The following is a 21,651-nucleotide window of genomic DNA, read 5'->3' on the forward strand; positions in this document are numbered from 1 at the left end:
GCGCGTCACAACGACGCGCTTTCCTCCTCCATCACGGCCTCTTCCTCGCGCCAGAACAGCTTCAGGCCGGCCCGGAAAGCCACCAGCCACGCCGCGCCGCCCGCGAAGCCGGCCAGCACATCGGTGGCGTAGTGCGCGTGCAAATACACCCGCGTGAGGCCAATCAGCCCCGCCCACAGCAGCAGCGGCACCACCCAAACCGGCCGCTTGAAATGCCGCGCCAGCAGCCACGCCAGACACCCGTAGAACGTGATACCCAGCATGGCGTGGCCGCTGGGAAAGCTCAGGCCGAAGGTTTGGAGCAGGGCGTTGGTGGGCCGGGGGCGGTTGAAATACCACTTTAAGAGCTGATTGAGCAGCACGCTGCCGGCCATGGCCAGCAGCATTTCCCAGGCCCCGCGCGGGTGGCCGGCCCGGCGTATCAGCAACGGTGCGATGACGCTGGCAGGCAGCAGAAACGGCAGCGCCGCGAAAAACGTGACCACCCGCACCGGACCGGTCAGGCCCGGGTTGGCCAGCCGCCAGCCATCCACAATGCCCGAGGCCCAGTTGTCGAGTGCCACCGAGTGATGCACGAACACTACCCGCGCCAGGTAAAAGAACACCGCGAAGGCCACGATGAACAGCACCAGTCCAAACAGCACTTCGACAGTGAGCAAGCCGGCCAGGGCCAGCAAGCGGGAGGTAAACCGATTCATAGCGGGCAAAAATGCCGGGAAATAAAAATGCCAGCAATTGCTTTCAGTACGGAAAATAAAAAAAGCCAGCCCGGTGGGGCTGGCCTTTTAAAACGTGCGCTCGGGGAGACTCGAACTCCCACACCTTGCGGAACTGCCGCCTGAAGACAGCGCGTCTACCAATTTCGCCACAAGCGCAAGCTGGGCTAAAAAACCGCTCATCCCGAAGGAGGAGTGGCTTTTTGATGCTGCAAAGATACAGTGCTGTTTTATCGCCACGCAACACATAGGCCATTTTTTTCAGTTGAACGGGGCTACTGAACGGCACCGGCAATTGTTTTTCAGTTACTTGCCGGCCCAATTATTTTTCCTGCAATCGTTATTTTCTGATGGCTTTGCCCCCAACAGCCCCTCTTTCTACCCCCGCAGCTCCCGAAAAGCTGGTTGGCTTCGACCAGGCGGTGTGGTTTTATGATGCGCTGGCTGGCCTGGTGTTCGGGTCGTCGCAGCAGGCGGCCCAGTTGGCGGCGCTGCGTGGCCTGCCGGGCGGTGCGCCGCACATTCTCATTTTGGGCGGAGGCACGGGCTGGGTGCTGGACGAAGTATTGCGGCGGGTGCCAGCCGCTACGGTGCTGTACTTGGAGGCATCGCCCAAAATGCTGGGCCGCGCCCGGGCCCGGCTGGCACGTGAGTTTCCGCAGGCGGTGGGTCAGGTTGAGTTCCGGCACGGCACCCAGGCGGCCCTGCAACCGGCCGAACGGTTCGGGGCCATCATCACCTTCTTCGTGTTGGACTGCATTCCCTCGGCGGACCTCGGGGCGGCGCTGGCGCAGCTGCGGGCAGCCCAACGCCCCGGGGCACCGTGGCTGGTGGCTGATTTCCGGCCGGCACGGCGCGGCTGGCGGCGCTGGCTGCTCCGGCTGATGTACCTGTTTTTTCGTCTCACTACCGGCTTGCGCGCCCGGGAGATGCCCGACCTGCGCGCGGCCCTGGGCCGGCTGGGGCTGGCGGCCGGGCACCCGCAGCTTTTTTTTGGCGGAGCTATGGAAGCACTGATTTTTACAGAAAACCCGGCTATGGCCCAACCTTGATATTTACTAACACTGTTTCACCAAGTTGAAACATGATTTTATCATTATCCACACCCTTTTTTACAATGATTACCCTTATTTTATTGTAAATTTTCTGCAACTTTGTATTCCACACCGCTCACGGCTTTCTATTGCATTACTTGTTTCCTTATTATTTCTGCCCATGAAACACACGGTCACAACTGCTATTTTATTTTCATTGGGACTGGGCGCTTTCCAGGCGCAGGCACAGGTAAAACCCGCTCCGGGCAAGCCCTTGCCGGCGAAGGCCGCGCCTGCCGCAGTTAAACCTGCCCCGGCCAAGCCATTTGCTGTTAAACCGGGAATTGCCAAGCCGGCTCCTGTTAAACCCGCTCCTGGTAAACCAGTACCTGCCAAACCCGCAGCTCCTAAACCCGCACCCGTAAGTGCCGCGCCAGTAGTGCCAGCACCAGCCGCCGCTCCGGTAGCTGCTCCGGCTCCTGCGCCAACCCCGGCCAAGGCCGATACCGGCCCGGCTGTGCGCTATACCATGGCGTTTCCGAACGCGGTGCACCACGAGGCTAAGGTGACGGCCACGTTTGCGGGACTGACCGGTGGCGGACCGCTGCATGTGCGTATGGCGCGCAGCTCGCCCGGCCGCTACGCCATCCATGATTTTGCCAAAAACGTGTATTACGTGGTGGCCACTGATGGGGCCAACCACCCCCTCCCCCTGAACCGCCCCGACCCTTATGGCTGGGACGTGATGCCCGCTGCCGATGGTACCGTCGTTTTCAGCTACACGCTGTACGGCGACCAGACGGACGGCACTAACGTGGGCATCGACCAGCAGCACGCCCACCTCAACCTGCCGGCCGCCCTCTGCTACGCCACCGGGCTGGAGGGCCGCGCCACCGAAATCAAGTTCGACCTGCCCGCTACCTGGAAAGTGGCCTCGCAGCTGCGCCAAGGCTCCGATAAGTCCGTGTTCACGGCTCCCAACATGCAGTACATGATGGATAGCCCGGTATCGTTGGGGCCGCAGCAGGTGCTGTCGTGGCAGGAAGGCGACCAGACCATTGAGCTGGCCACGCTGTACATGGGCCCGGCGTCCGAAGTTGATGCCTACGCCAAGAAAATTCAGAAGGTGGTAAAGGAGGAAAAGGCCGTTTTTGGTGAGCTGCCTACGTTCGATTTCGCCCGCTATACCTTCGTGGCCGACTACCTCAGCCAGGCCAAGGGCGACGGCATGGAGCACCGCAACTCCACGTCCGTGACCAGCCCCCGCACCCTGAAGGACGAGGATGCCACCAAAAACCTGGGCACCGTGGCCCACGAGTTTTTCCACGCCTGGAACGTGGAGCGCCTGCGCCCAAAAGACCTGGAGCCCTTTGATTTCCAGCGCGTGAACATGAGCGACAACCTCTGGTTTGCCGAAGGCTTTACGCAGTATTACGGCCGCCTGGCCTTGCGCCGCGCCAAGCTGATTGAGGACGAGGATTTTTACGACGACATCAGCCGCTGGGTGAACCTGCGCCAGAACAGCCCCGGTGCCCGCTACGCCTCGGCCATCGACATGAGCCGCCAGGCGGCCTACACCGACGGGGCCGGTACCGGCGCGCCGATGAACCTGGTAAACACCAACTTGTCGTACTACGACCAGGGCGCGGGCATCGCGCTAGTGCTCGATTTGCAACTGCGCCAGCACCACCGCTCCTCGCTCGACAAGTTTATGCAGGCCATGTGGCTGCAGTACGGCAAAAAGCAGGCGGGCTACGCCCCTACCAATCCCTACACCACCCGCGACTTGCAGCGCGTGCTGGGCGAGGTGAGCAAGGACACGGTTTTTGCCAGCCGTTTTTTCCGGCAGTACGTGTACGGCCGCGAGCAGCCGCGCTTCAGCGAAAACCTGCTGGTGGCCGGTCTGGCCGTGATTCCGACCCGTGCCCTAGGCGCGGCCCTGCCCAGCCAGGTTGAGTTTGACGAAGAAGGCCGCTGCCTGGTAGCTTATAATACCCAGATTGGCTCGGGCCTGTACAAGGCCGGCATCGACCGGGGCGACCAGATTGTGGTGCTTGATGGCCAGACCATCAAAAGCTCCGGCGACCTCGACGGCGTGCTGCACAAGCACTCGCCCAGCGACGTGGTATTTGTAAAAGTGAAGACGCGGGGCGGCGTGGAACGCACCACCCAGCTCATCCTCGCCGAAGACCCCAACGTGCAGGTGAAACCCGTGGAATCGGTGGAGAAAATGGTGCTTTCGCCCGCACAAAAAGTATTGCGTGAGGCGTGGTTAGCCAGCCAAGCTTCCAACTAAAAACAAACTGATATAAGAATGGCCCCGGCGGGCCGGTGCCGCGTGAAGCGGCCCGGTTGGCCGGGGCTTTTTGCTGCGCGGTGGTTGGGGCCGGTTGATTGGGTAAAATCTTTACCTTTGAACGGTTGGCAGCGGTTTTTACACTGTTGCGGCAATTTTCGCTTACCCGCCGTCTCCTTTCTATCACCTCCTTTTTCCGTTCTGTCATGGCAATCTTCGATAAGCTCGCCCACGCTGCCAAGGACTTTTTCATTGAGCCCGAGGAAGGCGCGGTTGCTCCGACCACCCCACCTACCACGCAGTACGGGGCCGCTGCCCAGCCCGCCGCCGCACCCACCGCCCCTAACGCAACACCCAATGCCGCCCCGGCTCCCGGCCAGGCCGAGCAGCGCCACCTCGACCACATCGCGGGCCTGCTGGCCGGCGATGGCAAGGATTTCGCGGCCTATATGAAGATGGTGAAGAGTATGGCTGCCGCCGGCCTGAGCGGCCCCATGCTCTACCAAACGGCCTTCAACGCCTTCACGGCCGTGAACGGCAGCACCGTGCCTGCACTACTGGCCTCGGCCACGCAGTTTGAGCAAACCCTGGCCGATGACCGCGCGAAAGTCCTAGCCCGCCACCGCGAGAAAATGGGCGAAGGCGCGGCTCCTGGGGCCGCGCCCGGCCCGGTAGCCCTGCTCATGGCCCAGGAAAAAAAGCTGGCCGCCGACCTGGCCGAGCTCACCCAACAGCTACAGGCCAAGCAGCAGCAGCTTCAGCAAACCCAGCAGCAGCTGGGCGAGGAACGCCAGAAAACCCAGAGCGCGCTGGCCTCCTACGAGCTGGCCAATGCCGCTGCAATGGCCGACCTGCACACCCACCACAAAGCCGCCGAAACGTTTTTGAACGCGGCGAAGTAGGTTTTTCCGATTTCCACTCTTCACTTTTTCTGCGAAATGAATACTCCGTTATTAGGTCCGCCCTCGCCCGCCGATGGCCTGCCGTCCTGGCAAAAACCGGAGAAAGCCGCCGCCTGGATTTTCGTAGCCGGACTGGTCGGTTTGGGCGTGTATTACTGGGGCAAGATTCTGCCCTTTCTCATTGATATTGTTTTCAATACAGTGAAGCTGGGCATTGGGCTGGGCGTGTTGTTTGTGCTGATTTTGCTGGTTACGAACAAGCGTATTCAGACCGGGCTGTGGTATTTGGGGCAGCGCATTTTCCGCACGGCCGCCAGCATTTTCGTTAACACCGACCCCATCGGCATCATGGAAGACTACATCTCGAACACCGAGAAGGAAGCCCGAAATATGGACGCCGAAGTAGGCCACATCGAGGGGGCCAACGAGCTGGTGAAACGCAAGATGGCTGCCAATACCGCCCAGATGAAAGAATACTTGGCCTTGGCCGCCTCGGCTCAGCGCCAGGGCGAAAAGGACAGCGCCGACAGTTACGCCAGCCGCGCCGCCCAGCTCGAAGACTACAACCGCCGCCTGCAGCCCATGGCCACCACCACGGCCAACGTGAGCCTAGTGATGCGCCAGATTCTGAAAGCCGCCCTGCGTCAGATTGATAACAGCAAGTTCAAAGTCAACCTGCTGAAAGACGAATACGCCTTGGTGAAACGCACCAGCTCCGGCATGCGCGCCGCCATGAACATCCTGCGCGGCGACCCCGACAAGAAATACTTCTTCGACCTGGCCACCGACCGCGTGGCCGAGGACATGGCCCAGCAACTCGGTCAAATCAAGCAAGCTATGCGCTACTCGCAGGAGTTCGTGAAGGAGATGGACATCCAGAACGGGGTGATGAGCGAGAAGGGCCAGCACCTGCTCGACCAGTACCAGAAGGGTGAATTCAGCGCCATTATGAACAACGAGCCGCCCGTGCCGATGACGGCTGCCACCACCCGCCAGGCCACCGACGACGCCTACGGCAAGCTGCTTGACTAATACTTGTCATTCCGACGCAGGAGGAATCTGGGGAAACCGTTGGACAAGTTCCCTCAGATTCCTCCTACGTCGGAATGACAAAGCCCAATCTGGTTAGCTACTAATCTCCCGCCGCGTAACATTGCCCCAGCAAACTCTCCCCTTTCATCACCTTCTAACTGCAACCACCATGCGGCTCACCTTCGCCAGCAAGGCCATTATCGCGGCCATCATCCTCATCGGCCTTTACTTCGGTATCCGTCGCTTCACGGCCACCAACCCGGAACTAGCCAAAACCGGCCGCTCGGCCATCGACCCGGTGGCCGACACCACCAGCCGCTCCGGTGACCAGGGCGGGTCGGGGTCTTACGATACGCCGGCCCAGGCCGGGGGGGCCAAGCCGGCTTTCTCCTACGAAGCGCCCGCGCCCGTCGACGGCAAGCTGAAAGGCGTGGTGGAACTGGGGGCCAGCGGCTTCAACTCCTTCATCGTTCGCATCGACCAAAACCGCACCTGGAAGCTGGAAAAAGCCGATTTCGGCAACAGCCTGGTGATGGAAAACATGGCCACCGATGACGACATCCGCAAGGGCCTTAAGGCATACATCGGCCAGATGCTGGACTTTGGTGTGAGCGGCCGTGATATTCATTTCGTGGTGAGCTCGGGCGCATTGAAGGCCGAAGTAACCGGCAAAATCGTGAAAGTGTTGAAGGCAATGGGCTACGTGGTAAACACCGTGACGCCCGAAAAAGAAGGAATTCTGGGCCTGCGCTCGGTGCTGCCGGCCTCGTTTGCCGACCGCGCTTTCGTGGCCGACATTGGCTCGGGCAACACCAAGATTTCGTGGCTCGATGGCAACCAGCCGAAATCGGTGGAAACCTTCGGGGCCAAATATTTCGAGAAAGGCACCGCCGACGCCACCGTGGCCGCTGAAGTAAAAGAGAAAGCCAGCCAGGTGCCAGCCAATTTGCGCGGTACCTGCTTCATCATCGGCGGCGTGCCGTTTGAGATGGCCAAAAAGGTGCGCAAGGGCAAGGAGCGCTACACCGTGCTCGACGCGCCCAGCGCCTACCAGCTCGACAACGCCAAATCGAAAGCTGGCCTGAACATTTATAAATCAATTGCCGAAGCTACTGGCTGCAAGCAGTTTGTGTTCGACTGGGACGCGAATTTCACCATCGGCTACCTGCTGACGCTGCCGAAGTAGCAGCGGCTGGTTATTCAGATTGAAAACGCCCCATCGGTTGCCGGTGGGGCGTTTTCGTAGGCGCGGGGTCGTACCCGGTAGGGCTTGCCCCCGCCCCTACAAAACACTTCCATCGCCCGCCCGTTTCTTTGGCTCCCGAAGCTTCTTCTTATTCTCATGCCCCAACGCATTTCATACCTCCGCAACGAAGCGCTGCCCACCGTGCGGCCCGGCTACCCCGGCAACAAGCTGTTCGGCAATGAATTCGCCAACGGCGAGGAACTATTCGAGCCCAGCTTCGCCACGGTGCTGAAGTGGCAACTCTCGACCAACCCGCAGAAAGAGGAAAAGAAGCGCGACACCTGGGCCCCGGAAGTGGTGGACTGCGCGGCCGCATTTTCCTCGACGGAGGACATGCTGGTGTGGCTGGGCCACTCCAGCTTTCTGTTGCGCGCGGCGGGCGTATCACTGCTGTTTGACCCGGTGTTATTCAGCTCGCTCGGGCTGCGGCACCGACACCCCATGCCCTGCGCGCCCGAGGCCATCCGCAGCATCGATTACCTGCTGCTCTCGCACGGCCACCGCGACCATCTCGACGAGAAATCCATCAAGCTGCTGGCGGCCCAGAATCCGCAGATGCAAGTGCTGTCATCGTTGCGCATGGCCCCGCTGCTGCGCGGCATGGCCCCCGCCCTGCCCGTGCAGGAAGCCGGCTGGTGGCAGCAGTACGACCTCGGCCCCGATTCACCCTTCGAAATCACCTATCTGCCCGCCGCCCACTGGCACCGCCGCGGCCTGGCCGACCTGAACCAGGTGCTCTGGGGCAGCTTCATGATTCGGGTGAATGACCGGCTCATTTACTTCGCCGGCGACACGGCCTACGCCGAGCATTTCGAGACCATCGAAGCCCGCTTCGGCCCCATCGATATTGCCCTGATGCCCATCGGGGCCTACAAGCCGGCCTATATGATGGCCAAAAGCCACGTCAACCCCCACGAAGCCGCCAAAGCCGCCAACGTACTGCGCGCCGGCCACGTGGTGCCCATGCACTACGGCACATTCGCTCTGGCCGACGAGCCCGCCTCCGAACCCCTGCGCCAAATTAAGGAAGTGGCGGCCGGCGGCATGCTGCGCGGCGAGCTGCACGTCCCCGCCGTGGGCGAAATCCTGCGCTGGCAGGATTGGGAATAGCAGACCGATGTAGGGGTGCTCCGCCACGACTTCGGAGGCTCCGCCAGCCCCGCTACCGAACCCCGCCGGGCGGCCTTACCTTTGCCCCCTATGTCGCCAACTTTAGTATTGAGCCTGGTTGCGGGCTACTTCGTCGTCCTCATCATCATTGCCCTGCTCACGTCGCGGGGCGCTACCAGCGAAAGCTTCTTCGTGGCCAACCGCAACGCGCCGTGGTACATGGTGGCGTTTGCCATGATTGGCACCTCACTCTCGGGCGTCACCTTCATCTCGGTGCCGGGCAACGTGTACGGCAAAAGCTGGAGCTACCTGGCCGTGGCTTCGGGCTTCGTGGCCGGCTACGTGGTCATCGGCACCGTCCTGATGCCGCTCTATTACCGGCTGCGGCTGGTCAGCATCTACTCGTATCTGGAGCAGCGCTTCGGCTACTGGAGCTATAAAACCGGGGCGCTGTTCTTCCTCATTTCGCGCTCGCTGGGCTCGGCCCTGCGGCTGTATTTGGTGGCGGGTGTGCTGCAATTGGCTGTTTTCGATGCCATGGGCGTGCCGTTTGCTGTCACGGTGGTGGTCAGCATCCTGTTCATCTACCTCTACACCTTCAAGGGCGGGCTGAAAACCATTCTCTGGACCGATACTTTCCAGACCCTAGCCATGCTGAGCTGCGTGGCCCTGAGCATCTACTTCATGTCGGATGCGCTGAATTATTCCTTCAAGCAACTCGTCACGTCGGTGCGCGAAAGCCCGATGTCGCAGGTCTATTTCTCCGATTTCCGGGACGATAAATTCTTCTGGAAGCAGTTCGCCTCGGGCATGTTCATCACCATCGTGATGACCGGCCTCGACCAGGATTTGATGCAGAAAAACCTGAGCTGCCGCAGCCTCGGCGAGGCCCAGAAGAACCTGTTCTGGTTCACGCCCGTCATCGTGTGCGTCAACATCCTGTTCCTCACCTTGGGCGTGCTCATGTACCAGTACGCCGCCGCTCGCGGCCTCAAGCTGACCGAGCTGCCCCAGCTCCTCAACCTCAAAGGCACCCTCGATACCGACAAAGTTTTCCCCTTCCTGGCCACCACGCAGTTCTCGCTGGCGGCCGGCATCATCTTCATCCTGGGCATCATCGCCGTAACCTACGCCTCTGCCGACTCGGCCCTGACGGCCCTCACCACGTCCTTCTGCGTCGACTTTCTCGACATCAAAAAATACCCCGAGGCCCGGCAAACCACCCTGCGCCAGCTCACCCACCTGGGCTGGTCGGTGGTACTCATCGTCATTATCCTCATTTTCCGTGTCCTCAACGAGCAGAGTTTGATTGATGCTGTTTACAAGGCCGCTGGCTTCACTTACGGGCCGCTTTTGGGCCTGTTCGCCTTCGGCATTCTCACCCACCGCCAGCTGCGCGACAAGCTCGTATTGCCCACCTGCACCGCCGCCGTGCTACTCACGCTGCTCATCGTGTCGCACTCCGTGGAGTGGCTGAACGGCTACAAGTTCGGCTTCGAAATCCTACTGCTAAACGGCGCACTGGTGTACCTCGGCCTGCTGCTGATTTCGCGCCCTGCCGATGCAGCCGTAGCACCCGCGAACCTGTCGGCGTAGTCCGGGGTTTGAGGTATTTGAGCCGTTTGTTCGTCTTCTCTATTATGCGATTTATAAATGGCGCGGGCGCTGTCCCGGCTGTTATTCTGCCTATGAAAAACTTTCTCCCGGCCCTCGGCCTGCTGTTCCTCGCCGGCGCTGCCCACGCCCAGCAGCCCGCCCCCGCTACCGGCCAGACCATCATTCTGAAGCCCGGCCAGATGCAGGTGCAGCGCAACCCTGCCGCCAACCGCCCCGACCGCGCCCCCGTGTATCCCGGCGGCGAGCAGGCCATGGGCCTCTTCTTCCTCGAACACATCAACTACCCCGCCGCCGCCAAAGCCGCCGGCATCAACGGCAAAGTGCTGGTGAATGCCACCGTGAACGAGGACGGCAGCATCAGCAACCCCGTAGTCGCCCAGTCGCTCTCGCCCGAGTGCGACGCCGAGGCCCTGCGCGTGGTGAGCCTGCTTTCGGGCTGGCAGCCGGGCATGCGCCGCGGCCACCCGCTGCCCGTGATGGTGCAGCTGCCCGTGCCCTTCGGTGCGGCCGGCGTAATGCACGTGGAGCAGGTGCGCCGCCAACCCGCGCGCGGAAGGCACCAGTAGAGACGCATACTTGCGTCTCGGCGTTCTCGCCACGTGGCTGGTAGCGTTCAACGCCGAGACGCAAGTATGCGTCTCTACCGCTTCACCCGCGCCTCATGCCCGGCGGCCGAAATTGCCGCGTTATAATTAGCAGAATTAGATAAGACCCGATGGCCCGTAGTGGACTCAATACCAGCGGCAACGATGTTGCCGCCGACTTACCCAAACCCAAAGTCAACAAGGAATCGCTGCGGCGCGGCCTGCGGATATTCCGCTACGTGCTGCCCTACCGCAGCAAGTTTACCGTGGGCATGGTGCTGCTGGTGCTCAGCAGCTTAAGCACCATGTCGTTTCCGTGGATTGCCGGCAAGCTGGTGAACGTGGCCACCGGCCAGCCGCTTGTGCTGCCCGGCGGCCTGGTGCTCGACATCAACCGCGTGGCCATCGGGCTGTTTGTGGTGACGGTGATGCAGGGTTTTTTCTCGTTCGGCCGCATCTGGTTTTTCACGCAGGTGAGCGAGTTCACGGTACGCGATATCCGGCAGGCGCTCTACGCCAAGTTCGTGCAGCTGCCCATCCCGTTTTATGAGAAAAACCGCGTGGGGGCCATTACCTCGCGCATTACCTCGGACGTGGCTCAGATTCAGGACTCATTTTCGCTGACGCTGGCCGAGCTGTTCCGGCAGGTATTTACGCTGCTGGGCGGCATCGGCTTCATCATGGTGGTGTCGTGGAAACTGTCGCTGTTTATGCTGCTCACGTTCCCGCCCATCGTGCTGGCGGCCGGGCTGTTTGGGCGCAAAATCCGTACCCTGTCGCGCACCGTGCAGCAGGAGTTAGCTCACACCAACACCATCGTAGAGGAAACCCTGCAAGCCATCAATTCGGTGAAGGCCTTCACGAATGAGAAGTTTGAAACCGGGCGCTACAACTCCTCGCTGGGCAAAGTGGTGAAAGCCGCGCTGCAAAGCAATTTGTATCGCGGGGCCTTCGTGTCCTTCGTGATTATCGGCCTGTTTGGCGGCATCATCCTCATCCTCTGGCGCGGGGCCACGCTGGTGCACACGCCAGTAACTGACCCCAACCACCTCCAGATTGGCGACCTCACGGCCTTCATCATCTACACGGCCTTCATCGGGGCCTCGGTGGCGGGCCTGGGCGAAATCTACGGCAAGGTGCAGAGCACGTTGGGCGCGTCGGAGCGCATCCTCGAAATCCTCGACGAAGCCCCCGAGCCCACGCACATCGAGCCGGCCGTAGGGCTGGTGCCGGCACGCCTGCACGGTGACATCCGCTACGAGCACGTGGCTTTCCGCTACCCCACCCGGCCCGATGTGCCGGTGCTTTCCGACATTGATTTCCACATTGCGGCGGGCGAAAAAATTGCCCTCGTCGGCCCCAGCGGCGCGGGCAAAAGCACCATCGCCGGCCTGCTGATGCAGTTTTACCCGCTCAGCGGCGGCCGAATCATCGTGGATGGGCACGACGTGCAGGACTACGACCTCACCGGCCTGCGCCGCCACATCGGCATCGTGCCGCAGGAAACGCTGCTCTTCGGCGGCACCATCCGCGAGAACATCGCCTACGGCAAGCCCGGCGCCAGCGACGCCGAAATCATCGAAGCCGCCCAGCGCGCCAACGCCTGGCAGTTCATCCAAGCCTTCCCCGAGGCGCTCGATACGGTGGTGGGCGACCGCGGCATCAAGCTCTCGGGCGGGCAGCGCCAGCGCGTGGCCATTGCCCGCGCCATCCTGAAAAACCCCGCCATCCTCATCCTCGACGAAGCCACGTCCTCGCTCGACAGCGAAAGCGAAAAGCTGGTGCAGGGTGCCTTGGATGAGTTGATGGAGCACCGCACCAGCCTCATCATCGCCCATCGTCTGAGCACCATCCGCAAAGTCGATAAAATCCTGGTGATTGACGGCGGTCGCATCGTGGAGGCCGGCACCCACGAGGAACTGAGCGACCGCGAAGGCGGGCTGTATGCAAACCTGCTGCGTCTACAGTTTGAGCTGACGTAGCGTTCGGTTTAGAGACACACGATTACGGTCCATGCTTCGTTAGATTTGACGAAGTATGGACCGTAATTATTTATGAGCATGAAAGCAGTGTATGAAAGCAACGGCCCAGGCCGAAAACACCGCGGAATTTTGCTGCCGGAAATGGCCCCATTTGCGGGGCTCATTTTTCTACTTGTCTGCTTCTACCTGCTCACTAATCAGTTCAGGCAACATGTAGCCAGCAATGTGCGAATTGAAAGTTTACCATTTTCAACAACGCGTGCTTGTTTTCCAGAAAACAATGAAGCGATTGTAAGCCTAACCCGGGAAAACCAATTAGCATTTGCGGTCGATTCCCGAGAAGCGCAGACGCTGGCAATCCAGAAAGTTGCCCAACAACACAAAATCAGCTTTACAGTCAATCAATTAAATCGACTGGCAGACCTTCCCTATTTGGCGACCAATATTGAAAACCTTCCCCGGCTTTTGTCGCTAGCATCCGACCCAAACCACTTCTCACACCAAAGCCAAGCTTTTCCTCCGCTTAGTGAACAGCAACTTGTCGAATGCGTTTCATCTGCCAAATCTGCGGTCCAGACCTTATATCACAAGCCCATCTACTTATCTCTGAGAATAGATGCTGAAGTAACAACTGGTCATGTTAGTCGTCTGTTGGAACGGTTGGAAACTAGCGGTTTTCACCACCTTCGCTTGCATACTCAGTATAAATGATTTTCGCGAATAGTATACCCAAAACCCGCGCCCCAAGCGCGGGTTTCGTATTTTTAGCCCCTCAACAACTCCCCCTCACTCTCTCCTTACTGATGAGCAAGCACTTCGCAAGTTTCTCCGTCGCTGTTGCAGCGGCTGCTACCCTGCTGGCCGCGCCGGCTGCCCAGGCCCAAATCAAAACGCCCGCGGCCAGCCCCCAGAGCACCGTGACCCAGCGCGTGGGCCTCACGGATATTACCATCGTGTACTCGCGGCCGGGCGTGAAGGCACGTAATATTTTCGGCACGGTGGTGCCGTTTGGCAAGCGCTGGCGCACGGGTGCCAATGCCACCACCAGCATCAAGTTCTCGGATGATGTGATGATTGAGGGCAAGAAAGTGGCTGCCGGCGAGTACGGCCTCTACACCATCCCGAACAAGACGGAGTGGCTGGTGGTGCTCAATAAGAGCCTCAAGCAGGGCGCGGATGTGGACGGTTTCAAGGACGACCAGGACGTGGCCCGCTTCACCATCAAGCCCTACAAGCTGGCCAGCAAGGTCGAAACCTTCACCATCAACTTCACCGACCTCACCCCCGCCACCGCCAACGTGGCCATGGAATGGGAAATGACCGGGGCCAAGTTCAAGGTAACCGCCGACGTGGAAACCAAGGTAATGGCCCAAATTGACGAGAAAATCACCAAAGCCGCCACTCCCGCCCCCGCCGACCTCGCCTCGGCGGCAGTGTACTACTTCGACAACAACAAGGACCTGAAGCAGGCCCTGGCCTGGATGGAAAAAGCCAACGCCGCCGAGCCCACCAAGTTCTGGAACCTGAACACGGAAGCCAAAATCCGCCTCAAAATGAAGGACTACGCCGGTGCCACCAAAGCCGCCGAAGCCTCGAAGAAAGCCGCACTGGCCGCCACGCCGCCGAACGGCGAATACGTGAAAATGAACGAGGACCTGATGGCCGAGGCCAAGAAAATGGGCAAATAAAAACGCCTGTCCTCTGAAGTTAAAAAGGCCGCGACACTGGTGTCGCGGCCTTTTTGATTTTACTATCCCTATGCAAAGGTCGGTTGCAGGTGGTGAGGAAATTACTTGTGCTCGACTGGGTGCAGCTGGCTGTTCATGATGGTGGCCAGCATGGAATCGGGGAGCACGAGGCTGGTGAAGAAGTTCATTTTGGCGCTCATGGTGGGCAGGCTGCGGGCTCCGCCGTCCATGAGCACGTCGTAACCTTCTTCGGCCACGGCGCGGGCCGATACGGTGTGGCTGGCAGCGCGGGTATTTTCGGCGTGCGCGGTGCGGAAGAAGTTGGTATCGGTGGGCGGCGGGCAGAGTACGGTCATGGTCACGGCCGATTTCTGCTGCTTGAGCTCGTGCTGCACGGCTTCGGTGAAGCTGAGCACGAAGGCCTTGGTGGCGGCGTACACGGCCTGGCAGGGGCTGGGTGTGAAGGAGGCCAGCGAGCCGACCTGCAGAATGCGCCCGGTATTGCGAGCCACCATATCGCGCAGGTAGAGCTTGGTGAGCTGCACGAGCGCCGCCACGTTTACCTGAATGATGGCGAGCTCCGTGGCTAGGTCGGTATCGGTGAAGTAGCCGGTTTCGCCGAAGCCGGCGTCGTTCACCAGCGCGTCGATTTGCAGGCCCCGCGCCGTGGTTTCGGCGTAGAGCTGGGCGGGTGTATCGGGGTGGCTCAGGTCGAAGGGCAGCAGCACGATATCAACAGTTTCAAACTCCTGATGCAGCAGCCGGGCGGCTTCGTGGAGTTCATCCAGGTGGCGGGCCACGAGTACTACCCGGTAATCATCGCGGGCGAAACAACGGGCCAGTTCGAAACCGATGCCGCTCGAAGCACCGGTTATGAGGGCGGTTTGGTCGTTCATAGCTGATGGATTTAAGGTGAATCATATATTATTATAATATATAGATTAGTAATTTAATTCAAAGTTGCACCGTGTAACCTCCCTTGCCCCAGAAAGCTCACGTTACTATTGATTCCTGCACGCACTTGAAAGCCGCGCAGCTCCCACAAAAGCAGAAGGAACTGACCGAAATTAGCCGCAGCAACAGACAGCAAAAAGCCCGATTCAATGCAGAATCGGGCTTTTTCGTCAATAATTCCTGGCTCCTCTCCTACTTCTGGCCCCGGCCCTGCATAATGAGCAGCCGCTTCACGTTGTCGACCTCAATCTCATCGGGCTGGGTTCTGAGCACGCGGCGCAGGTCCTTGGGCGAGCGGCCGCCGAATACCACCACCTTGAAGCCGGCGGCGTGGGCCTGGGCGCTTTGCTCAGGCGTCACACGGTCGGCATCGAGCACCACGGTGTGGACATTCTCGGTTTTGGCCGTTTTCAGGCCGGCAGCAAAGTCATCGGAGGCGATTTCGAGGCCGACACGCACGCCCGGCATGGCGGCGCGGGCCAGCCGGACGGTGGCCCCGTCCATGGTAATGAACAGGACTTTGGCCGGCGGCACGTGGTAGCGGGCCAGGCTACGGGCAATCTGGCGCACCAGTTGCGGCACCTGCTCGTTCTGACGGCCGGGGGGCAGGCACTGGTCGTCCTCATGCAAATCGAGGTGGATGAAGGGGAACGTGGGCCGACGGTTGAGGCGGGCCAGCAGCGTGTCGAAGGTGATGGGGTGCTCCTTTTGGAGGAGGTCGTAGGGGAAGCCGCCTTTGTAGCGCAGCTGGGTGAGCTCGGCGGCGGTGCGCTGGCTCACGCAGCCGGTGCCGGTGCTGCCGTCCTGCAAGTGCTGGTCGTGGTAGAGCATCACCACGCTGTCGCGGCTCATTTGCAGGTCGATTTCCACGCCATCGGCCCCGCGCAGCAGGGCGCGACGGACGCCGCGCCAGCTGCTCGGTGGCCGGAAATTGAACGGGCTGATGGGCGTGTAGAAGCCGGAACCGGCGTGGCCCAGCACCAGTAGTTTGGGGTTGGCCACGGGCTTGGTGGCGGTGCAGGCCGCCAGCGTCAACACCAAGAAAAGCGCCAGCGAAGCGGCGGGGAGTAAGCGGTATTTTCTCATGCAAAAGCGAAAGCCGGCATGCGCCGGTTGGGGCCTGAACGGCAAAGGGGCTGGTGGGTTGTAGAGACGCAATATTTTGCGTCTCGTCGTTGAACGGTTGGAACCACGCCAGTTGCGCAGTCATAACAACATCAGCAACGACGAGACGCAAAATATTGCGTCTCTACACCGTCTGCATCTTCTGCGGCTTATCCAGCAGCCCGAACAGGAATGTCAACGCCACCACCAGCCAAATGGAAAACCACACGTCGCTCAGATAATGCATGCCCAGCACCAGCCGGCCCAGCGCGATAAGCCCCGGCAGCACCAGCAGCGGCCCCCTATACTTCGGAAACGCCACCGCCAGCGGCCAGAACAGGCTGAAATAAGTGGCAGTGTGGGTAGATGGAAATGAGTCGTTGTGAGGGCCGGTGGCCCAGAGGCCCGTGCCCTCGTAGCCTGTGCCGAACAGCACCTCCGGCCGCAGGCGGTGCACCGTGCCTTTCAGCACATTGGCCAGCACCATGCTGAATTCGTGGGTGAGCAGTATGATGAGGAAGATGGTAGCGGCCTTTTTTTTGAGGGCGTAGCGGCCGATGGCGAAGGCCAGCCCCAACGCCAGGAAAATGATGGGCAGACCCAGCAAATGGACCATCAGTGCATCGTGAACCTTATCGGCGGTGGCGGTGAGGGTGGCGAAGAACGGCGCGGCTCCGCCAAAATGCCCGTGGATGAACCGGGCCAGCGGCTGGTCGAAAAACAGAATGAGTAGGGCGCAGGCCGGCAGCGTGAGGGCCGTAAAAACGAGGAACTGGCGGAGCGTCATAGAGCGAAAGTAGCGTGGACTCTGCGAGTCCGCGTGTCGTTGGTCAGTAAGTCGTTCGCCTGGGCGCGGACTCGCAGAGTCCACGCTACACGGCTACCCCAGCGCCTGATTCAGGGCGATGATGGCCGTTTTGTAATCCTCGCGGCCTACGATGAACTGGATATTTACCTTGCGCAGCGCGAAGCCCGCGCTGCGAATATTGATGCCCGCATCGGCTAGGGCACCAGCGGCGCGGGCCAGCAGGCCGGGCTCGTCGATGTTGGAGCCGATGAGGCAGACTAGGGCGGCTGGCTGCACGGTCACGTTCTCGTACTTGGCTTCGAGGGCGGCCACGAGCTGGGGCTTGAGGTCCTTTTCCCAGATTAGGAGCGAGATGCTGTTGGCGCTGGTGGCCTTGAAAATGTAGCTCACCCCGAGGTCGAAGAATACCTGCATCAGGTTCAAATCGAAGCCGGCGGCACCTACCATCAGGGGGTCGTGGATGTCGATAATGGTGACTTTTTCGGTGCCGGTGATGACTTCGATGCGCTTGGTGGGCGAGATGTAGTCGCGGGTGATGAGCGTGCCGGGGTGCTCGGGCTCGAAGGTGTTTTTGATGCGCAGGTCGATGGCGTTTATCTCCAGCGGCTTCGAGGCTTTGGGGTGGATGGCCTCCATGCCCACGTCGGCAAGCTGGTCGGCCACGTCGTAGTTGGTGAAGCCGATGGGGTGGCACTGGTCCACGCCCACCAGGTTGGGGTCGGCCGAGCTGAGGTGGTATTCCTTGTGAATAATGGCCTCCTGGGGCCGCACGGCCACGGCAATCTTACTGAAGGTGACTTCCGAATAGCCCCGGTCGAACTCCCGCATGATGCCCTCGGTGCCCTTGGTGTAGCCGGTGGCAATGCAGATGGTGCGCGGAAAATCAATGTCGGTAAAGGCCTGCCGGATGCGCTCGTCAATGGTCAGCGGCTGGGCGTCGTCGAATCCGCTGAGGTCGACCAGGGTGGCGTGCACGCCCCGGTTTTGCAGGATGTTCACGGAGTTGAAGGCGGAGTGGGCCTCCCCTATCGAGGCCAGGATTTCGCGGGCGGCCTGCAGGATGTTCACGCTATTCACGTAGCCGGAGGCCAGCACGTTCACGAGGCTTTCGAGGTAGGTCTGGGCCTGGTCGATGCGCTGCTGAATGAACGCATCGGCCACGGCCAAATCCAGCCCCAGCGGCTCGTATTGCTTGTTTAGCTCCTTGAGCTGGGTGGCCACGTCCTGCAGCGGCTGGCTGAACTCCTGGCCCTGGGTGATGTGGTGATACACGCCGGGCGCGCCGGTTTTCTTATTTTCGAGCAGCCAGTTGGTGACGTTGGCGTAGGCTGATACCACGAACACGCGGTTGTACAGCTTCGCGCCCTCGCGGCCGTGGAAGATGATGTTGTCGAGGACGTCGGCGAAGGCGGTCATCGAGGTGCCGCCGATTTTTTCTACTGTTAGCACGGGTATTTACAATAGGCCGGTAAGCCTGAAAATGGTAATCAGAACACAAAAGAACGTCATGCCGAGCGCAGCCGAGGCATCTCGCGTGGCGAAGTAAACCAATCGATTGAGTTACTACCACACGCAAGATGCCTCGGCTGCGCTCGGCATGACGGACAATGTAGCGTGGACTCTGCGAGTCCGCGCGGACTCGCAGAGTCCACGCTACAGCCCACTACTGCGCCACTTCCTTCCCGTAGGAAATCATGTTCGTAATAATCCGATACGCCCCCGGTACGCCCGCCGGCAGCTCCCGAAACAGCGAAAGGCCCGTGTAGATGTAGTGCCCCTTGCCATAGTCCGTGACCAGAATCGCACTCTCTTTCGGCGCTTCGCCAGGGTCACTGCTGGAAATGACGGTCTGGTATTTCGGGTCCCATTTCGAGGGGTAGTAGAGGCCTTGCTCCTGCACCCAGCCTTTGAAATCTTCCGCCGTAATCTTATTCGGGGCGGCCAGTAGCTGGTGCTTCGTGAGGGTCACGGGGGCATCTTCCACGGTCACGCGGTCGGAGGAAAGCGTCATTGGGTAGGGACCGATTTCGGGCATCACGGTGCCGCGGTTCACTACGTATTGCACCACTACGTTGCCGCCCTGCTCGATGTATTTGAGGATTTCGGGCTGCTTGGTTTTCAGGGCATCTACCGTGTTGTAGGCGCGGATGCCCACGACCAGGGCGTCGAATTCTTTGAGGCGGGCGGCGCTGAGGTCCTTGGGTTCGAGCAGGGTCACGTTGTAGCCGATTTGGCGCAGGGCGTCGGGCACTTCGTCGCCGGCGCCCATGAGGTAGGCCACGTTTTGGCCGCGCCGCTTCAGGTCGAGCTTCACCAGCGGGGCCACGGCTTCGGGGAAGAGGAACTGCGTGGGGATGTGCGGGTACTCAATCTTCTGGATGCCGCGGGCGTAGGCCTGGCCGGCCACGGTGGCGGTGGCGCGCAGCTCGGCGCGGCCGGGCGCGGCGCCGGCCAGGGGCTGCACCTGGAAGTTCACGGTCAGCTCCTCGTCTTTGGCGGCGAGGGCGAAGGGGACGGTGGCGGGCTCGCACTTCCAGCCGGCGGGCAGGGCCAGGGCCAGGCTGCCGCTCACCCCGGCGCGCCCGGCCCGCAGCGTGACGGGCACGGTCTTGGGCTGGGCATCGGCGAAGACGTAGGAACGGGCGGGCGGCAGGTTCACCAGCACGGGCGGCACCACGGCCAGCGGCTGGTATAATTCGCCCAGCACGGGGTCGGTGTGCTTGTATTGGACGGGGACAGTAAGTGAATATGGCTGGCCATCCACTTCCATGTTTGCGATAACCGAAGCGTTAGGCTCATTCTCCGGCATCCCTATTACTTCTTGCCTAGTCGGTTTAATAAAATTCTTGGTAAATCCTTTACCTGGTTTGAGTGGCTCGCCATTTGTAGAACCCATAAAGTCAGTAATCTTGCTAGTCATTTCTGCAACAAGAATAGAATCTGGCACCTGATACATACCCACGCTGCTCGGTAGCCTCAACCAATATGGCTGGGAGGTACCCACTTTTTTATCAATTGTAAGTGCTGCGTTAAAGCTTACTGCTTTCCCAGTAAGAAGTGGCTTCTGCATCACAGTATCAAACATTGTCAGAAAACCAGTTACCCGTTTGAGGGTAATTTCTTTCGGCGAGCGGTTCAGTATTGCGATGGCAACAGTCATTTTTTGACCTGCTACCACCGAAGGTTCACTAGCAGTCGCGGTTAGGCTAAGGCCGAGGCAAGCAGCAATCAGCTTTTGCACCTCGCGCGACTTCTCAACTAGAATTAATCTCTGCTCCCTTCCTGCCCCAACATATGGTATCTTATAAGGAGCTTGCTTCGCTGAGAGAAGCTGCATTATCAACTCATTCGATTTTAGCAGCCCCGCCACGCTGGCGCTGGGGTTGCTCGCGTCATACTTGCGAATGACCTCCTCGATGAGCTTGCCCACGGCCGCGCCGCCGGGCACCCGATTCCAGGTCTGGTCCACGCCTTCGAACAGGTCTTTGGAGGCTGTGGAGCCTTTCACGGGCTGGAAATACTCCAGCGCCTCGCCCCGCTGGGCGGCCGAGCCGAAGCCCTGGCTGCGGTGGTTGCTGCGGCTGCGGGCCGCGATTTCGCCGTAGCTCTGGCCCAGCAGGGGGTTGTAGCCGCCGGCGTCGAGCCGGAGGTAGCCGTCCATGTTTTCGCCGGGCTTCACGAAGAAGCTGCCGGTGTTCCAGAGCAGGCGCTTGGGCTGCCAGGCTTGCACGTACTGGAGCTGTTCGGGGAAGCGCTTGGGGTCGCCGGCGGCGTCGAAGGCTTCGGCGGCGAGGATGGCGCTGGCCTGGTGGTGGCCGTGGCCGGCGCGGGCATCGGGCGGGAAGCGGGTGATGAGCACATCGGGCCGGCGCTGGCGGATGACCCACACCATGTCGGCGAGCACCTGCTCCTTGTCCCAGATGCGAAAGGTTTCGTCGGAGGTTTTGGAGAAGCCGAAGTCGTTGGCGCGGGTAAAGAACTGCCGGCCGCCGTCGAGCCGCCGGGCCGCCAGCAGCTCCTGCGTGCGAATCACGCCGAGGCCTTCGCGCAGCTCGGGGCCGATGAGGTTCTGGCCGCCGTCGCCGCGGGTGCAGCTCAGGTAGCTGGTTTCGAGCAGGCGCTCGTTGGCCATATAGGCGATGAGGCGGGTGTTTTCGTCGTCGGGGTGGGCGGCCAGGTACATCACCGAGCCGAGGACGTTGAGCTTCTTCAGCCCCAGCAATATTTCGGAGGAAGTGTAGGACTTCGGCGTTTGGGCCAGGGCCGTGAGGGGCAGCAGCAGCGCCGCGAGCAACGGGCGTAAGGAACGAATCATGCGCAGGAAACCAGATTGAGGCCGTGAAGTTACCAGCCGATGCCCGCCGATCGCGCGGGCCTGCGGCCCGGGCCGATTATTCGCAGGCCTCCGGCCTGCAATCGTTGGGTGATGCCTGGATGGCTGCGCTACGGCTGCCCATACGGCGCGGATGCCGGCGGGCCTGGAGGCCCGCTAATAGTCGGCACGGGCCGCAGGCCCGCGCCATCGTGGGTTTAGCCAGGGGATGCAAAGGTTCGGACAGGGAATGCAAATTTTTGGAC

General features: G+C 60.7%; 17 protein-coding genes and 1 tRNA gene. 11 read left to right on the top strand and 7 right to left on the bottom strand.

Features of this window, described 5'->3' with window-relative positions; genetic code table 11:
* Window positions 1-5: 5 nt before the first annotated feature.
* Both ACYU70_RS05830 and ACYU70_RS05835 read right to left on the bottom strand, forming a co-directional pair.
* On the bottom strand, window positions 6-698 hold the full coding sequence (locus tag ACYU70_RS05830) for a phosphatase PAP2 family protein (RefSeq protein WP_342297269.1): 693 nt from the start codon (window positions 696-698) through the stop codon (window positions 6-8).
* A gap of 95 nt (window positions 699-793) precedes the next feature.
* A tRNA-Leu gene (locus tag ACYU70_RS05835) sits at window positions 794-875 on the bottom strand.
* A gap of 191 nt (window positions 876-1,066) precedes the next feature.
* Between ACYU70_RS05835 and ACYU70_RS05840 the strand changes: the two genes are divergently transcribed.
* The 11 genes from ACYU70_RS05840 (at window position 1,067) to ACYU70_RS05890 (ending at window position 14,207) form a co-directional block, all read left to right on the top strand.
* Window positions 1,067-1,768, top strand: coding sequence for a class I SAM-dependent methyltransferase (locus tag ACYU70_RS05840; RefSeq protein WP_342297271.1), 702 nt, complete (start codon window positions 1,067-1,069; stop codon window positions 1,766-1,768).
* 421 nt (window positions 1,769-2,189) lie between these two features.
* Complete coding sequence (locus ACYU70_RS05845) at window positions 2,190-4,046, top strand: M61 family metallopeptidase (protein WP_460615919.1); 1,857 nt, start codon at window positions 2,190-2,192, stop codon at window positions 4,044-4,046.
* A gap of 206 nt (window positions 4,047-4,252) precedes the next feature.
* Window positions 4,253-4,948 carry a hypothetical protein gene (locus ACYU70_RS05850; protein WP_342297273.1) on the top strand — a complete coding sequence of 232 codons (696 nt, stop codon included), beginning with the start codon at window positions 4,253-4,255 and terminating at the stop codon, window positions 4,946-4,948.
* Window positions 4,949-4,984: 36 nt separating this feature from the next.
* Window positions 4,985-5,980 carry a hypothetical protein gene (locus ACYU70_RS05855; protein ID WP_342297274.1) on the top strand — a complete coding sequence of 332 codons (996 nt, stop codon included), beginning with the start codon at window positions 4,985-4,987 and terminating at the stop codon, window positions 5,978-5,980.
* Window positions 5,981-6,149: 169 nt separating this feature from the next.
* Window positions 6,150-7,166, top strand: coding sequence for a hypothetical protein (locus tag ACYU70_RS05860; RefSeq protein ID WP_342297276.1), 1,017 nt, complete (start codon window positions 6,150-6,152; stop codon window positions 7,164-7,166).
* Window positions 7,167-7,322: 156 nt separating this feature from the next.
* Window positions 7,323-8,336 (top strand): MBL fold metallo-hydrolase, encoded by a 1,014-nt coding sequence (locus tag ACYU70_RS05865; RefSeq protein ID WP_342297277.1) that lies wholly within the window; start codon window positions 7,323-7,325, stop codon window positions 8,334-8,336.
* A gap of 90 nt (window positions 8,337-8,426) precedes the next feature.
* On the top strand, window positions 8,427-9,932 hold the full coding sequence (locus tag ACYU70_RS05870; protein ID WP_342297278.1) for a sodium:solute symporter: 1,506 nt from the start codon (window positions 8,427-8,429) through the stop codon (window positions 9,930-9,932).
* A gap of 92 nt (window positions 9,933-10,024) precedes the next feature.
* On the top strand, window positions 10,025-10,519 hold the full coding sequence (locus ACYU70_RS05875) for an energy transducer TonB (RefSeq protein ID WP_342297280.1): 495 nt from the start codon (window positions 10,025-10,027) through the stop codon (window positions 10,517-10,519).
* Between the two features lie 149 nt (window positions 10,520-10,668).
* Complete coding sequence (locus tag ACYU70_RS05880) at window positions 10,669-12,519, top strand: ABC transporter ATP-binding protein (protein WP_342297281.1); 1,851 nt, start codon at window positions 10,669-10,671, stop codon at window positions 12,517-12,519.
* A 78-nt stretch (window positions 12,520-12,597) separates the two neighbouring features.
* A complete protein-coding gene (locus tag ACYU70_RS05885; RefSeq protein WP_342297283.1) occupies window positions 12,598-13,230 on the top strand; it encodes a biopolymer transporter ExbD in 633 nt (210 codons plus the stop codon).
* Between the two features lie 92 nt (window positions 13,231-13,322).
* Window positions 13,323-14,207 (top strand): DUF2911 domain-containing protein, encoded by an 885-nt coding sequence (locus ACYU70_RS05890; protein WP_342297285.1) that lies wholly within the window; start codon window positions 13,323-13,325, stop codon window positions 14,205-14,207.
* A 101-nt stretch (window positions 14,208-14,308) separates the two neighbouring features.
* On the opposite strand, the gene ACYU70_RS05895 is transcribed toward ACYU70_RS05890, so the two are convergent.
* From ACYU70_RS05895 to ACYU70_RS05915, 5 genes are all read right to left on the bottom strand, one after another.
* Window positions 14,309-15,103, bottom strand: a complete 795-nt coding sequence (locus ACYU70_RS05895; RefSeq protein WP_342297286.1) for an SDR family NAD(P)-dependent oxidoreductase — start codon at window positions 15,101-15,103, stop codon at window positions 14,309-14,311.
* Between the two features lie 250 nt (window positions 15,104-15,353).
* The gene (locus ACYU70_RS05900; protein WP_342297287.1) at window positions 15,354-16,247 is read right to left on the bottom strand and encodes a glycerophosphodiester phosphodiesterase; all 894 of its coding nucleotides are present in this window, start codon (window positions 16,245-16,247) and stop codon (window positions 15,354-15,356) included.
* A 163-nt stretch (window positions 16,248-16,410) separates the two neighbouring features.
* On the bottom strand, window positions 16,411-17,052 hold the full coding sequence (locus tag ACYU70_RS05905) for a phosphatase PAP2 family protein (RefSeq protein ID WP_342297289.1): 642 nt from the start codon (window positions 17,050-17,052) through the stop codon (window positions 16,411-16,413).
* A gap of 93 nt (window positions 17,053-17,145) precedes the next feature.
* Window positions 17,146-18,522 (bottom strand): aspartate kinase, encoded by a 1,377-nt coding sequence (locus tag ACYU70_RS05910; protein WP_342297290.1) that lies wholly within the window; start codon window positions 18,520-18,522, stop codon window positions 17,146-17,148.
* Window positions 18,523-18,736: 214 nt separating this feature from the next.
* A complete protein-coding gene (locus ACYU70_RS05915) occupies window positions 18,737-21,388 on the bottom strand; it encodes a PIG-L family deacetylase (protein ID WP_342297292.1) in 2,652 nt (883 codons plus the stop codon).
* Window positions 21,389-21,651 lie beyond the last annotated feature (263 nt).

It is taken from the genome of Hymenobacter segetis, from assembly GCF_054776495.1.